Source organism: Kitasatospora sp. NPDC057940 (assembly GCF_042887425.1).
Taxonomy (GTDB): domain Bacteria; phylum Actinomycetota; class Actinomycetes; order Streptomycetales; family Streptomycetaceae; genus Kitasatospora.
This window is the reverse complement of record NZ_JBHVPH010000044.1, coordinates 1-13,586: the sequence shown is the minus strand read 5'-3', so window position 1 is coordinate 13,586 and position 13,586 is coordinate 1. Positions and strand designations below refer to the sequence as shown.

The following is a 13,586-nucleotide window of genomic DNA, read 5'->3' as shown; positions in this document are numbered from 1 at the left end:
GCCGGGGCCGCCGCGCAACGCCGGGCAGGGAACGCCGGGCGAGGAACACCGGACGAGGACAGCGAACGACGACGGCGACCGGCGACGACGGGGAGTGCGATGCGCGGATGGCTGAAGGCGACGATCGGCCTGGTGGTGCTCTCCGGCCTGCTGGTCGGCGCCGACCGGATCGCGGTCGGGGTGGCCGAGGACCAGGCCGCCGACCGGATGGTCAGCAGCGGCCGGATGAGCCAGCGGCCGGACATCTCGATCGAGGGCTTCCCGTTCCTCACCCAGGCGCTGTCGATGAAGCTGGACGACGTCCGGATCTCCTCCGACGGCCTGACCGTCGGCGACGGCGGCCGCCAGGTGGCGCTGCGCTCCTTCAAGGCTCGGCTGTCCGGCGTCACGGTGAGCGACAGCCTGAGGAGCGCCACGGTGGACAGCGGGACCGGCAGCGGCCTGATCTCGTACGCGGACCTCGCGCAGCTGCTGCCGCCGGCCTCCCAGCTGGTGACGGGGGCGGGCAAGCTGCCGGTGGGCGGCAACACCCGGCTGGCCCTGTCGTACGGCGGGCCGGGCAAGGTCAAGGCCGCGCTGGGGCCGATCGAGGTCGGTGAGGGTTCGGTGCACAACAGCGGGAGCACCGTCACCGCGGACGGCTTCCAGCTCAGCGCGCTGGCCGGGATGTTCGCCGGGGTCACCGACCAGCGGCTGAAGCCGATGAGCTTCACCCTCGACGCGCTCCCGGCGGGGCTGAAGCTGGCCGACAAGGACGGGGCGACGCCGCTGCCGGAGGGCCTGCAGCTGACCTTCGAGGGCAAGGGCGTCAAGCTGCTGGGCTGACCGGCCGGTCACTTCCGCTCCCGTGCCGTCCCCTCCTCCGCTCCTTCCGCTCCTTCCTCTTCTTCCGTCTCCTGCGTTCCGCTCCGCGAGACACGCCGTCCGGCGCGTCTGGCGGAGCGGTGCCGTTTCCGCCCGTTGTGGGCCGCCCGGGGCTGCTGGTCTCGGGCGGGACGGCGGCCCGGCAGGCCATGAAAAGGTCAAATCTCGGCATTCGGGCTATTCAGTCTCGACATTCGGTACGCTGATGACAGCGGACCTCCGGTGTCCCTAGCATCGTCGACATGAAGCGACAGACGGATCTCACGAAGCGGCGGGCGGTCGACCTGTGCCGCGTGGCCGCCTGTCTGTGTCGAATGCGCTAACTCGGCGTTTTTGCTGGGCAGTTGAAGCCCGCCGCCGATTTTCCCGGTGACCTTGCCCGGCCACTCCGGCCGGCCGTCGCCGCCGCACCCCGCAGTTCCTCGCCCGTCGGCCCGGACCGCCACCCCCGTCCCAGTATTCGGACAGGAATTCGGACCGCAGTCGCCCGGGCACCCAGCAGCACCTCCCGAGCAGAACCTTCCGCACACCGCCCTCGGATGGAGAACACCACCATGAGCCGCAGCGACGTCCTGGTCGACGCCGACTGGGTCCAGGCCCACCTGGACGACCCGAAGGTCGTGATCGTCGAGGTCGACGAGGACACCTCCGCGTACGACAAGAACCACATCCGCAACGCCGTCCGGATCGACTGGAAGCAGGACCTCCAGGACCCGGTCCGCCGCGACTTCATCGACCAGGCCGGCTTCGACGCGCTGCTCAGCGCCAAGGGCATCGCCAACGACGACACCGTCGTGCTCTACGGCGGCAACAACAACTGGTTCGCCTCGTACGCCTACTGGTACTTCAAGCTGTACGGCCACGGTGACGTCCGCCTGCTGGACGGCGGCCGCAAGAAGTGGGAGCTGGACTCCCGCGACCTGGTCGCCGAGGTGCCGGCCCGCGAGGCCACCGAGTACCGGGCGCAGGCCGCCGATTCCTCGATCCGCGCCTTCCGCGACGACGTGCTCGCGGCCATCGGCCAGCTCAACCTGGTCGACGTCCGTTCGCCCGACGAGTTCTCCGGCAAGCTGCTCGCCCCGGCGCACCTCCCGCAGGAGCAGTCGCAGCGCCCCGGCCACGTGCCGAGCGCCCGCAACATCCCGTGGGCCAAGAACGCCAACGACGACGGCACCTTCAAGAGCGACGACGAGCTCAAGGCGCTGTACGAGGCCGAGGGCATCGACCTGGCGAAGGACACCATCGCCTACTGCCGCATCGGCGAGCGCTCCGCGCTCACCTGGTTCGTCCTGCACGAGCTGCTCGGCCAGGAGAACGTCAAGAACTACGACGGTTCGTGGACCGAGTACGGCAGCCTCGTCGGCGTGCCGATCGAGCTCGGCAGCAACTGAGCCCGCGGCTCGACCGTCGTCAGAAGGGAAGACAAGACATGTGCGGTGCGAAGGCCGGCGGGCCGGACCTGGCAGGAGTTGACGTGGCGAACGAGACGATCATCCAGGGTTCGGTGACCCGCGACGGTGAGCCGGTCAACGGCTACGTCCGGCTGCTCGACGAGGGGGGCGAGTTCACGGCCGAGGTGCCCACCTCGGCGACCGGCCAGTTCCGGTTCTTCGCCCGCCCGGGCAAGTGGACCCTGCGCGCGCTGGTGCCGGGCCAGACCGTGGACCGTCAGGTGGTGGCCTCCCAGGGCACCGCCGTCGAGGTCGCGATCGCGGTCTGACCGGAACCCGGTCCGCCCGTTCCACCTGTGCCACCCGATCCGCCTGATCCACGGGCGGAGTACACCGAGGGCCCTGCCGCGGCAGGGCCCTCGGTCGTACCGTGGAGACGTGCAGACAAGGCGGCGGCGGCATTACTACTTCGCCCTGATGGGCGTCTGCCTGGGCCTGTTCGTGCTGGCCTGGGGCGTGGTGAGGTTCTTCTCCGTGCCCGCCGCGATCGGCATGTGCGTGGTCGCGATGGTGATCCCGCCGGCCGCCGCCGTGTTCGCCAACAAGCGGGACCCGGACGACGACTGGTGGAACGACCCGCGCTGGGACGACCCGAAGTGGGACGAGCCCGGTCACGACCGGGACCGCCCCGACCACGAGGAGCACCCGTAGCCGTCAGTAGACGAGTGCCTGGACGTTGTCCGCCATGATCTCGCTGACGAAGACCTGCGCGCCCGCGATCCGGACGCCCTCGACGGTGTCCTGCTGCACGATCCCCCGGCGGGCCGCACACTGGGTGCACAGCGTCACCGAGCCGTTCGCGAGGATCGCCTCCAGCAGGTCCGGAAGCGGTGCCGCGTGCGGCAGTTCGAACTCCGCCGCCCGCCCCGGCAGGGCGAACCAGGAGGACTCCCCGGTCAGCCAGAGCGAGACCTCGATCCCGCTGGCGACGGCCACCGCCGCGACGGTGAACGCCTGCGAACACCGCTCCGGCGCATCGGCCCCGGCGGTGACCTTGATGACGAGTTTCTTCGACATGGCGCCACCTTAGAGGGCTCGCGGCCCCCGCTCGCCGTCATCCCAGGATCCCTTGGGGAAACCTTGGACGGCGGGGGAAAATCGGCGCGAACGATGACGTGGTGGGGCTCACCGCGACCGGCCGATGACCGGCGGATAGAGTGAGCGGCAGCAAAATCCACCACACTGTCGCCGCCTGGGAGCCACCCGTGTCCGGTCTGGAAATCTTCTTCGACGGTCTGCTGGCCCTCATGGCCGTGCTGATCACCTGGTTCGCCATCTTCTCGGTGATGAAGCTCTACCAGGGCCAGCGCTGATCCTGCCGTACGGTTGAGGCAGCCCACACCGACGACGACAGCGACCAGGAACATGATCGAGATCCCCTCTGACCTCCACAAGGACGTCGTCCCGCTCGCCTTCCTCCTTGGCACCTGGGAGGGCGCGGGCGTCTATGACTTCCCTGGCACCGAGAAGTGCAACTTCGGCCAGGAGATCGTGATCCGGCACGACGGCCGGCCCTTCCTGGAGTTCCGCTCCCGCACCTGGGTGCTGGACAACGAGGGCGAGAAGGTCCGCCCGCTGGAGAACGAGCACGCGTTCTGGCGCATCACCAGCAACCACGACGGCACCAGCGGCGTCCGCGGGATCGAGATCTCGTCCGTCCGCGACGACGGCACCGTGGAGATCTGGTACGGCGAGCTGGCCGACGGCAAGCCGCAGATCGACGTCTCCACGGACGCGGTCGCCCGGATCGAGGGCTCGCCGGAGTACTCGGGCGGCAAGCGGCTGTACGGCTTCGTGAACGAGGAACTGCTCTGGGTCGGCGAGAAGGCCGCCCCGAACGTTCCGCTGCGCCCGTACATGTCGGCCCAGCTGAAGAAGGTGCTCAGCCCGGCCCAGCTGATCAAGGACATCAACGACCTGCCGGACGACGGCATCGCGTTCTTCAAGTGAGCCCGGCGCTCCGCTGAGCGGTACGGCTTTCGCGTGAGGTAGGGACCGGCCGCCGGCCGGTCCCTACACTTGCCTCAGGACCCCCGACCTTGGCAGGGACAGCACCGTGGCGGACACCGGCACCACCGACTGGCAGCTCTCCGGCGACTGGAAGGCCGACCTGCGCGAACGCGGCTACCGGCTGACCCCGCAGCGGCAGCTCGTACTCGAAGCCGTCGACCGCCTCGACCACGCCACCCCCGACGACATCCTCTGCCACGTCCGGCAGACCGCCAGCGGCGTCAACATCTCCACCGTCTACCGGACCCTGGAGCTGCTGGAGGAACTCGGCCTGGTCTCGCACGCCCACCTCGGCCACGGCGCCCCGACCTACCACCTGGCCGGCCGCCACCACCACCTGCACCTGGTCTGCCGGGACTGCGACAAGGTCTCCGAGACCGGCACCGAGATCGCCGAGCCGCTGATCCGCAGCCTGCGCGAACAGCACGGATTCGACACCGACCTCAAGCACTTCGCCATCTTCGGCCGCTGCGCGGACTGCACCGCCAAGCTCGCGGACGGCCGGTCGTAAGCTGGCCGGTATGAAGAGCCCGCTGCTGAGCCTGCCCGGAGCCGTCCCCGCCGAAGGCGCCGACGAGGGCGTCGCCGCCCACTACGGCGACATCTTCCGTGAGCAACGCAACCTCTCGCAGGGCACGGGCTTCGTCGACCTCTCGCACCGCGGCGTGCTCACCGTCACCGGCCAGGACCGCCTGGCCTGGCTGCACCTGCTGCTCACCCAGCACGTCAGCGCGCTGGCGCCGCAGGAGGCCACCGAGGCGCTGGTGCTCTCCCCGAACGGTCACGTCGAGCACGCGCTCTACCTGGTCGACGACGGCACCACCACCTGGGCGCACGTCGAGCCGGGCACCCAGGGGGCGCTGCTGGGCTACCTGGAGAGCATGAAGTTCTTCTACCGGGTGGAGGTCGCCGACGCGACCGCCGAGTACGCCGTGGTGCACCTGCCGGCGGGCTCCACCGCCTCCGTCGAGGGCGCCGCAGCGGTGCGCGAACTCCCGTACGGGCGCGATCTGTTCGTGCCGCGCGCCGAGCTGGCGGAGCTGACCGCCGGGTACGGCCCGGCGGCGGGGGTCTGGGCGTACGAGGCGCTGCGGATCGAGGGCCACCGGCCGCGGCTGGGCTTCGAGACCGACCACCGGACCATCCCGCACGAGGTGGACTGGCTGCGCACCGCCGTCCACCTGCAGAAGGGCTGCTACCGCGGACAGGAGACCGTCGCCCGGGTGCACAACCTGGGCCGGCCGCCGCGCCGCCTGGTCTTCCTGCACCTGGACGGCACCGAGGAGACGCTGCCCCCGCACGGGACACAGGTGCGGCTGGCCGCGGAGCCGGACGGGCGCCCGCTCGGCTTCGTCACCTCCTCGGCCCGCCACCACGAGCTGGGGCCGATCGCGCTGGCGATCGTCAAGCGGAACGTCCCGGTGGACGCGGTGCTGCTGGCCGGGACGGTGCCGGGCACCCAGGACGTGATCGTCCCGCAGTAGCCCGTGCGCCCGGCTGCGGTCAGACCTCCACGAGGACGGTGAACGGGCCGTCGTTCACCAGCGCCACCTGCATGTCGGCGCCGAACCGGCCCGTCTCCACCTTGGCGCCGAGCGCGCGCAGTTGGGCGACCACCTCGTCCACCAGGGGCTCGGCGACCGGGCCGGGGGCGGCGGCGTTCCAGGTCGGGCGACGACCCTTGCGGGCGTCGCCGTAGAGGGTGAACTGGCTGATCACCAGCAGCGGGGCCCCGAGGTCGGAGCAGGACTGCTCGACGCCCTCGTCGTCGGCGGGCAGCAGCCGCAGCGTCCACAGTTTGCGGGCCAGCTGGGCGGCCTTGGCCGGGGTGTCCTCGTGGGTGACGCCGACCAGGACGCAGAGCCCGGGTCCCTCGATCGCGCCGACGGTCTCTCCGGCCACGGTCACCCTGGCCTCGGTCACTCGCTGCACCACTGCTCGCATGCCGCCATTGTGCCGGAGGCCCGGGGCGGGCCCGACGGGCACCCGGCGCCGTGCTCGGCGGGCACCCGGTGCCATGTCCGGCGGCACCCCGGGGCGTGCGAGAGGGGCGCGTGTGCAGGTGGTGCACGCCGGGTGGTGCGCGCCTGCGCGGGGTCGGGCGCCGCTCTTCCTGCGGAAAGGTCCGGTCATATCAGCCACCCCCGTTCGCCAGGGGGCCGTTCGGGTGCACGGGCGGTGCGCCCGCGCCGGGCGGGGTGGCACGCTGGTGGACCGTACGGAGGGCCCGGCGCGCCATGTGGTCCGCCGCACCGGGCCGGGCTCGGCCGGGCGGTCGAGCCCGTAGGTCAGGCGTTCTGGCGGCATCGCCCCGGTGGGTGGTTCCGGCCGGGAACCGGAACCTTCGGGGGCGGCCGGGCGTGCCAACGGACGGGACGCGTGAGCCCGTCGGGGGACGGGCCGGACCGGCGGCAGGGACGCAGTGCCGCGAGCGGGCGGGATCGGACGACGGCAGGTGGGTTGGTTGATGGACGCGAGCAGCGCGGCGTGGGACCGGTCCGGGCACGTGGCGGAGGTCGCCGGGGGCGCCGGGGCCCTGGACACGGCGATAGAGCCAGACCTGGAGCGGCTGGGCCTGGACCAGCTGCGGATCCTGCGCCGGGAGACCCTGGAGCAGGAGGCCGACCTCTCCTACCTGCGGCGGCTGCTGCACGGGCGGATGGACATCCTGCGCGCCGAACTCGACCGCCGGCCCGGCGGCCCGGTCCGGGCTGCCGGGCCGCCCGGGGCGGACGGCGCCGACGGGCCCCCCGGCGACCTGCTGGACCGCCTGCCGGCCATCCTGACCGACGCGCCCTCCACCGTGCGGCGCTCGGCCCGGCACGTCACGCTCGGGCCGCCGCGCGGCCACGAGTCCCAGCTGGAGGCGGCCGAGCTGATGGGGGACGTCCAGCTCGCCGACCTGGCCGCGCACCCGGCGGAGGAGCTGCTGGCCGCGCTGGAGCGGCTGCGCGCGCACGAGCGCGAGGTGTCCGGGCGGCGGCAGCTGCTGCTGCGGACGGCCGACGGTTGCAGCGCGGAGATCACCCGCAGGTACCGTGATGGGGAAGCACGGGTCGAGGACCTGCTCGCAGGGGGGCCGCTCTGACCGGGTGAGGTACCACGGGCGGGCGGGGCCCGGTCCACCCTCACCCCCGGAAGGCTCCCGCCATGTCCCAGTCCGCCACCCCGCCCGTCGTCCTCGCCGAGGTCATACGCTCGGGCTTCACCGAGGGCCGCCACCACGGCTCCCTGGTGCTGCTCGCCGCCGACGGCTCGGTGGAGTTCGCGCTCGGCGACCCCGACGCGCCGGTCTTCCCCCGGTCGACCGCCAAGCCGTTCCAGGCGGTGGCCACGCTGCGGGCCGGGCTGGCGATCGAGGGCGAGCTGCTGGCGCTGGCCGCCTCCAGCCACTCCGCAGAATCGTTTCACCTTGACGGTGTCCGGACCATCCTGAGCTCCGCCGGGCTCGACGAGTCCGCCCTGCGCACCCCGGCCGACCTCCCGCTCGACGAGACCGAGGCGGAACTGCTGCTCGGCTCCGGCGGCCGCCGCGCCCCCGTCCTGATGGACTGCTCCGGCAAGCACGCCGGCTGGCTGGCCGCCTGCGTCGCCAACGGCTGGGACACCGCGAGCTACCTCGACCCCGGGCACCCGATCCAGCGGCTGGCCCGCGAGGCGCTGGAGGAGGGCACCGGCGAGACCGCCACGCACGCCGGGGTGGACGGCTGCGGCGCGCCGCTGCTGGCCGTCACGCTGACCGGCCTGGCCCGCGGCTACCGCGGCCTGGTGCTCGCCGCCGAGGGCACGGCGCCCCGCCGGGTGGCCGACGCGATGCGCGCCCACCCCGAGTACGTGGCCGGCACCCGCCGGGCCGACACCTGGCTGATGCGGGCCGTCCCCGGCGCGCTGTCCAAGATGGGCGCCGAGGCCGTCCAGGTGGTGGCGCTGCCGGACGGGCGGGCGCTCGCCTTCAAGATCGACGACGGCGGCGAGCGGGCCCGCGGCCCGGTGCTGGCGGCCGCGCTGCGCCGGCTCGGGGTGACCGGTGCGGACGAGACCGTCGAGCGGATCGGGGCGGCCCCGCTGCTGGGCGGCGGCGCCCCGGTCGGGCAGGTGCGGGCGGCCTTCTAGCGGCCTCCGCGGGCTCCCACGGTCGTCCCGGGGTGTGCCGGCGGCCTCCCCGGGGCGTCCCGGAGGCCTGACAGCGGCCTTCCAGGGGATGCGGGGCGGCCGGAGGCGGCCGTCGGCGTGCGGGCGGAGCGGCGGCGGTGCACGGTGGACCGGGGGCCGTCGCACAGCTGAGGGAGTCCGCCATGACTGACCACGTGTACCGGGTGACCGAGATCGTCGGATCCTCGACCGAGAGCGTCGACGCCGCGATCCGCAACGGGGTGGAGCGGGCCTCCCGGACGCTGCGCAACCTCGACTGGTTCGAGGTGACGCAGGTCCGGGGCCACCTGGAGGACGGCGGGGTGAAGCACTACCAGGTCGGACTGAAGCTCGGCTTCCGGCTGGAGGACTGAGCCCGCTCCCACGGCCCGCCCCGGTCCGCCCGCCCCGGCCCGCTCGCCCAGGCCCGCCCGCAGCCCTGCCGCCGCCGGCCCCGCGCCCGGTCAGCGTTCGGGCAGCACCAATGGCACCCCGGTGCGCGGGTGCGCCAGCACCTCGACCGGGTGGCCGTACACCTCGCTGAGCAGCGGGGCGCGCAGCACCTCGGCGACCGGCCCGTCCGCGACCGTCGCCCCGGCGTTCAGCAGCACCACCCGGTCCGCGTAGGCCGCCGCCAGGGACAGGTCGTGCAGCACCACGACCACGCCGTCCCCGGCGGCGGCGCGCTCCCGGGCGACCCGCAGCACCAGCTCCTGGTGGCGCAGGTCGAGGGCGGCGGTCGGCTCGTCCAGGAGCAGCAGCGACGCGCGCTGGGCCAGCACCCGGGCCAGCGCCACCCGGGCCCGCTCGCCGCCGGACAGCGCGGTGAACGGGCGCCCGGCGAAGGCGGCGGACTCGGTGGCGGCCATCGCCTCGGCGACCACGGCCTCGTCCTCGGCGGCGGCCGCCGTGCCGGTCCAGGGGGCGCGGCCCATCCGGACCACCTCGTCGGCGGGGAACGGGAAGGACAGCGCGGCGGACTGCGGCAGCAGCGCGCGGTGCAGGGCGAGCTCGGCGGCGCCGTAGCCGGCCAGCGGGCGGCCGCGCAGCCGGACCTCGCCGCCGTCCGGCCGGACGTCGCCGGCCAGGACGGACAGCAGGGTGGACTTGCCGGCGCCGTTCGGCCCGAGCAGCGCGACCACCTCTCCGGCGGCGACCCGCACCGACGCGCCGTCCAGCAGGGCGCGCCCGCCGATGGTCAGCCGGACGGTCTCGGCGGTCAGCAACTCGGTTCCGGGCACGGGCCGTTCGGGCACCTCCCGGAGGGTTCGCAATCTCATGCCCAGCCTCCCTGCCTGGTCCTGGTCCGGCGCAGCAGCCAGAAGAAGAACGGACTGCCGATCAGTGCGGTGAGCACCCCGAGCGGCAGTTCGGCCGGCTCGGCGACGGTGCGGGCGGCGAGGTCGGCGGCCACCAGGACCAGCGCGCCGCCGAGCGCCGAGGCGGGCAGCAGGAAGCGGTGGCCGGGCCCGGCCAGCATCCGCAGCAGGTGCGGGACGACCAGTCCGACGAAGCCGATGATGCCGCTGACCGCGACGGCCGCGGCGGTGAGCAGCGCGACGACGGTGATCAGCACCAGCCGCATCCGCTCGACGTCCACCCCGAGGTGGCGGGCCGGGCGTTCGCCGAGGGCCAGCAGGTCCAGCTTGCGGGCGTACAGCGGGGCGACGGCCAGGCCGACGGCGGCGAACGGCAGGACGGCGAGCACCTTGCCCCAGGTGGCCTGGGAGAGCGAGCCGAGCTGCCAGAAGGTGACCTGGCTGATCGCGGCGGAGTCGGCGGTGAACAGGAAGATCCCGATCAGCGCACCGCAGAAGGCGTTCACGGCGACCCCGGTGAGGATCAGCGTGACCACCTCGGTGCGGCCGCCGGAGCGGGCCATCAGGTACACCGCGAAGACGGTCAGCAGGCCGGTGGCGAAGGCGAAGGCGGTGATCGTCCAGCTGCCGAGGGCGTCCAGGCCGAGCACGATGCAGGCCACCGCGCCGACCGCGCCGCCCGAGGAGACGCCGATCACGGCGGGCTCGGCCAGCGGGTTGCCGAACACGCCCTGCATCAGCGCCCCGGCGCAGCCGAGCGAGCCGCCGACCAGCAGGGCGAGCACCACCCGGGGGAGCCGGACGTTCCACAGCACCGACTCGGGCACCCGGTCCAGGGCGTGCCCGCCGAGGCCGAGCCGGTGGGCGGCGGAGGCCAGGATGTCGCCGAGCGGGATGCGGTAGGCGCCGATGCCGGCGGCGAGCAGGGCGCAGAGCACCAGGGCGGCGGCGAGCCCGGCGGTGATCAGGGTGGTCCTGCTGACGGCGGGCGCGCTCTTCGCCCGTACGGCGGTGGTCACTTGGCGTCCGCCGGGTAGAGCTGGGCGGCGATCTCGCGGAGCACCTGGGGGGTGCGCGGGCCGTAGCTGAGCAGTTGGCCGTCCTCGATCGAGACGATCCGGCGGTCGAGGCCGGCCGGGGTCTGGGCGACGCCGGGCAGCTTGAGCAGGCCGTCGACGCCGCCGACCGAGTCCAGGCCCTTGCTCATCACCAGGATGGCGTCGGGCGCGGCCTTGACCAGGGCCTCGCTGGTGAGCGGGGTGAAGTCGCCGGTGAGGCCGGCGGCGGTGCCGGCGTCCTGGCCGCCGACCGCCTCGATCAGCGAGCCGGCGCCGGAGGCGGGCCCGCCGAGCAGGTAGACGGAGGCGCTGCCGCGCAGGTAGAGGAAGGCGACCTTGGGGTGGCGGGCGGCGGCCGGGGCGGCGGCCTTGGCCTCGTCGATCCGCTGGTCGGTGCGTTCCTTCAACTGCCGTCCGGCGTCCGGGACTCCGAGGGCGGCGGCGACGGTGTCGATGCGCGGGCCGACGTCGGCGAGCCGCTTGGCGTCGTCCAGGACGAGCAGCGGGACGCCGGCCGCGCGGATCTGCGCGATGGCCTCGGCCGGGCCGGTGGAGCGGTCGGCGAGGACGACGGTGGGGTGCAGCGACAGCACGCCCTCGGCGGACACGTCGTGGGCCTGGGTGATCACCGGCAGGGCGGCGGCCTGCTGGAAGGTGGTGGAGACGTCCCGGGCGACGACCTTGGGGCCGAGGCCGAGGCTGAACACCAGCTCGGAGAGGCTGCCGTTGAGCGGGATGATCCGCTCGGCGCTGGTGACGGTGACCTGGCGGCCGTCGACGGAGGCGGTGGTGGCCGGGAGCTGCGGGACGGGTTCGACGGGCAGCGGTTCGACCGCGTCGGGGGCCCGGGATGAGCTCGCCGCGGCCGCTCCGCCGGTGGTGCCGGACGGGCCGCAGGCGGTGAGGGCGAGCAGCAGGCCGAGGGCGAGCAGCAGGAGGGCGGGCCCGCGGGCCGCCCCGGTTCGGATCGTACTGCTGCTCAACGCTCTTCCCTTCAGTGGGAGTTGTCGCCGCTCCGGTCCTGGTGGAGGGGTTGCGGCGGGACTCTTGACTCATATATTAGGTTAGCCTTACCTGAGTTCCGCAAGGGGGGTCGGCGCCACGCCCGACCCCTCCCTTGCCGCGTCCTCCACCGCCACTGACCGCACCCCGCCGAGGAGTGATCCGCCGTGCCCCTGTCCAGCCGGCTCCGCCGTCTGGCCGCCACCCTGGTGGCCGCCCTCGCCGCCCTGCTGGCGGTGGGCCTGTCACCCGGCCCGGCGCACGCGGCGGAGGGCAAGGTCGCCGGCGGACGGCTGGACTGGGGCATCAAGCAGTCCTTCCTGACGTACGTCACCGGGCCCATCGCCAAGGGGAGTTGGACGCTCAACGGCGGCGCGGCCACGGTCGGCGGCAGCACCTTCCGGTTCCACTCCGCGACCGGCGGCTACGACCCGGCGACCGGTGCGCTGACCGCCGCCTTCTCCGGCGGGGTCCGGTTCACCGGGCACCAGGAGAACGGCGCCAACGCGCTCGACCTGAGCCTCAACCGGCTCACCGTCCGGGCCGTCCAGGGCGGCGCGGCCGGGCTGTACGCCGACGTCAGCAGCAAGTCCAAGGACACCGGGCAGGTCAGCAGCGCGAGCCAGGCCAAACTGGCCGAGCTCTCACTGGGCGGCGTCGACCTGCGCGGCGCGGCCGGCACCCTGACGCTCAGCAACGTGCCGGGCACCCTCACCGACGCCGGGGCCAAGGCCTTCGGCAACTTCTACCCCGCCGGGACGGCCCTGGACCCGCTCACCCTCTCGGTCAACCTGCCCGCCGCGCAGCCGACTTCACAGGCCCCGTCGCCGACCGCCGCGGCCACCCCCTCGGCGGCCGCCGTGCCGACGCCGTCGGCGACCGCCGAGGCCCCGAGCGCGGAGACCCCGACCGCCCCGCCCGTCGCCCAGGCCCCCGCCAGGACCGAGTTCGCGAACGGCGCCCTCGACTGGGGCGTGCGCCGCACCTTCCGCGACTACGTCACCGGCTCGATCGCCCAGGGCCGCTGGGAACTCGGCGCCGGCGCGGCGGACGGCGGCGCCTACTTCCGCTGGACCCCGGCCAAGGGCAGCTACGACCCCGCCGACGGCGGTCTCACCGCCGCCTTCGCCGGCACCGTGCGCTTCACCGGCCTGCGCAGCGGCGACACCTACGGCCTGGACCTCACCCTCGCCAACCCGGGCGTCACCGTGGCCGGCGGCCAGGGCCGCCTGGTCGCGGACGTCTCCGGCCGGACCCCGGACGGCGCCACCCAGCAGCTCGCCGGCGTCGAGCTGGCCGCCTTCGACCCGGCCGGCCTCAAGCCCGAGGGCGGCCTGCTGAAGGCCGTCGAGGTGCCGCTGAAGCTCACCGAGGGCGGCGCCAAGGCCTTCGGCGGCCTCTACCCGGCCGGCACCGAGATGGACCCGCTGAGCTTCGCCGTCGCGCTCGACCCGGCCGCCGCGCTGCCCCCGCTGCCCGACCTCGGCAGCGCCCCGGCCACCGCGCCGAGCGCCACCGCGACCCCCGCCACCAGCCCCTCCGCCGCACCCGTCGCCGCCTCCTCCCAGGGCGGCTTCCCGGTGGCGGCCGTGGCCGGCGGCGCCGTGCTGGTGGCCGCGCTCGCCGTGACCGGCGGCCTGCTCGTCCGGCGGCGGCGCGCGGCCGCCGCGTCGGGCGCGGCCGACGGCCCCGGCGACGGCCCCGGCGACGGCCCCGGCGCCGCGTCGGGCCCCGGCGACGCGGCCTGACAC

General features: G+C 74.1%; 17 protein-coding genes. 12 read left to right on the top strand and 5 right to left on the bottom strand.

Annotation, left to right across the window (positions count from 1 at the left end):
* The first annotated feature begins 99 nt into the window (after positions 1-99).
* From ACFVTF_RS36325 to ACFVTF_RS36305, 5 genes are all read left to right on the top strand, one after another.
* Complete coding sequence (locus ACFVTF_RS36325) at positions 100-825, top strand: DUF2993 domain-containing protein (RefSeq protein ID WP_387818319.1); 726 nt, start codon at positions 100-102, stop codon at positions 823-825.
* A gap of 281 nt (positions 826-1,106) precedes the next feature.
* The gene (locus ACFVTF_RS36320; protein ID WP_350517234.1) at positions 1,107-1,187 is read left to right on the top strand and encodes an Ms5788A family Cys-rich leader peptide; all 81 of its coding nucleotides are present in this window, start codon (positions 1,107-1,109) and stop codon (positions 1,185-1,187) included.
* 231 nt (positions 1,188-1,418) lie between these two features.
* The gene (locus tag ACFVTF_RS36315; RefSeq protein ID WP_063351213.1) at positions 1,419-2,255 is read left to right on the top strand and encodes a sulfurtransferase; all 837 of its coding nucleotides are present in this window, start codon (positions 1,419-1,421) and stop codon (positions 2,253-2,255) included.
* A gap of 38 nt (positions 2,256-2,293) precedes the next feature.
* Positions 2,294-2,584, top strand: a complete 291-nt coding sequence (locus tag ACFVTF_RS36310) for a DUF1416 domain-containing protein (protein WP_030059605.1) — start codon at positions 2,294-2,296, stop codon at positions 2,582-2,584.
* 109 nt (positions 2,585-2,693) lie between these two features.
* Positions 2,694-2,966 carry a DUF3099 domain-containing protein gene (locus ACFVTF_RS36305; protein ID WP_350885170.1) on the top strand — a complete coding sequence of 91 codons (273 nt, stop codon included), beginning with the start codon at positions 2,694-2,696 and terminating at the stop codon, positions 2,964-2,966.
* A 3-nt stretch (positions 2,967-2,969) separates the two neighbouring features.
* On the opposite strand, the gene ACFVTF_RS36300 is transcribed toward ACFVTF_RS36305, so the two are convergent.
* Positions 2,970-3,332, bottom strand: a complete 363-nt coding sequence (locus ACFVTF_RS36300; protein ID WP_371517564.1) for a DsrE family protein — start codon at positions 3,330-3,332, stop codon at positions 2,970-2,972.
* A gap of 348 nt (positions 3,333-3,680) precedes the next feature.
* Here ACFVTF_RS36300 and ACFVTF_RS36295 point away from each other — a divergent pair, with 348 nt between their 5' ends.
* From ACFVTF_RS36295 to ACFVTF_RS36285, 3 genes are all read left to right on the top strand, one after another.
* Positions 3,681-4,265 (top strand): FABP family protein, encoded by a 585-nt coding sequence (locus ACFVTF_RS36295; protein ID WP_387818316.1) that lies wholly within the window; start codon positions 3,681-3,683, stop codon positions 4,263-4,265.
* Positions 4,266-4,371: 106 nt separating this feature from the next.
* Entirely contained in the window at positions 4,372-4,836 is a 465-nt protein-coding gene (locus ACFVTF_RS36290; RefSeq protein ID WP_371517563.1) for a Fur family transcriptional regulator, read from the top strand.
* Positions 4,837-4,846: 10 nt separating this feature from the next.
* Entirely contained in the window at positions 4,847-5,809 is a 963-nt protein-coding gene (locus ACFVTF_RS36285) for a YgfZ/GcvT domain-containing protein (RefSeq protein WP_387818313.1), read from the top strand.
* A gap of 19 nt (positions 5,810-5,828) precedes the next feature.
* On the opposite strand, the gene dtd is transcribed toward ACFVTF_RS36285, so the two are convergent.
* Positions 5,829-6,269 (bottom strand): D-aminoacyl-tRNA deacylase, encoded by a 441-nt coding sequence (dtd, locus tag ACFVTF_RS36280; RefSeq protein ID WP_063348263.1) that lies wholly within the window; start codon positions 6,267-6,269, stop codon positions 5,829-5,831.
* Positions 6,270-6,792: 523 nt separating this feature from the next.
* Between dtd and ACFVTF_RS36275 the strand changes: the two genes are divergently transcribed.
* The 3 genes from ACFVTF_RS36275 (at position 6,793) to ACFVTF_RS36265 (ending at position 8,830) form a co-directional block, all read left to right on the top strand.
* Positions 6,793-7,413: an ABC transporter substrate-binding protein gene (locus tag ACFVTF_RS36275; RefSeq protein ID WP_387818311.1), complete on the top strand. Its 621-nt coding sequence runs from the start codon at positions 6,793-6,795 to the stop codon at positions 7,411-7,413.
* A 62-nt stretch (positions 7,414-7,475) separates the two neighbouring features.
* On the top strand, positions 7,476-8,438 hold the full coding sequence (locus tag ACFVTF_RS36270) for an asparaginase (RefSeq protein WP_363586565.1): 963 nt from the start codon (positions 7,476-7,478) through the stop codon (positions 8,436-8,438).
* Between the two features lie 182 nt (positions 8,439-8,620).
* Entirely contained in the window at positions 8,621-8,830 is a 210-nt protein-coding gene (locus ACFVTF_RS36265) for a dodecin (RefSeq protein WP_063348261.1), read from the top strand.
* 90 nt (positions 8,831-8,920) lie between these two features.
* On the opposite strand, the gene ACFVTF_RS36260 is transcribed toward ACFVTF_RS36265, so the two are convergent.
* Genes ACFVTF_RS36260 through ACFVTF_RS36250 form a run of 3 tightly spaced genes read right to left on the bottom strand, consistent with a single transcriptional unit; the run spans position 8,921 to position 11,816 of the window.
* Entirely contained in the window at positions 8,921-9,736 is an 816-nt protein-coding gene (locus ACFVTF_RS36260) for a heme ABC transporter ATP-binding protein (RefSeq protein ID WP_371517558.1), read from the bottom strand.
* Positions 9,733-10,794, bottom strand: coding sequence for a FecCD family ABC transporter permease (locus ACFVTF_RS36255; protein ID WP_371517557.1), 1,062 nt, complete (start codon positions 10,792-10,794; stop codon positions 9,733-9,735). The genes ACFVTF_RS36260 and ACFVTF_RS36255 overlap by 4 nt, the downstream gene beginning before the upstream one ends.
* A complete protein-coding gene (locus ACFVTF_RS36250; protein ID WP_387818308.1) occupies positions 10,791-11,816 on the bottom strand; it encodes a hemin ABC transporter substrate-binding protein in 1,026 nt (341 codons plus the stop codon). Before ACFVTF_RS36250 ends, ACFVTF_RS36255 begins: the two co-directional genes overlap by 4 nt.
* Before the next feature lie 186 nt (positions 11,817-12,002).
* Between ACFVTF_RS36250 and ACFVTF_RS36245 the strand changes: the two genes are divergently transcribed.
* On the top strand, positions 12,003-13,583 hold the full coding sequence (locus tag ACFVTF_RS36245) for an HtaA domain-containing protein (RefSeq protein ID WP_387818306.1): 1,581 nt from the start codon (positions 12,003-12,005) through the stop codon (positions 13,581-13,583).
* The last annotated feature ends 3 nt before the right edge of the window (positions 13,584-13,586 follow it).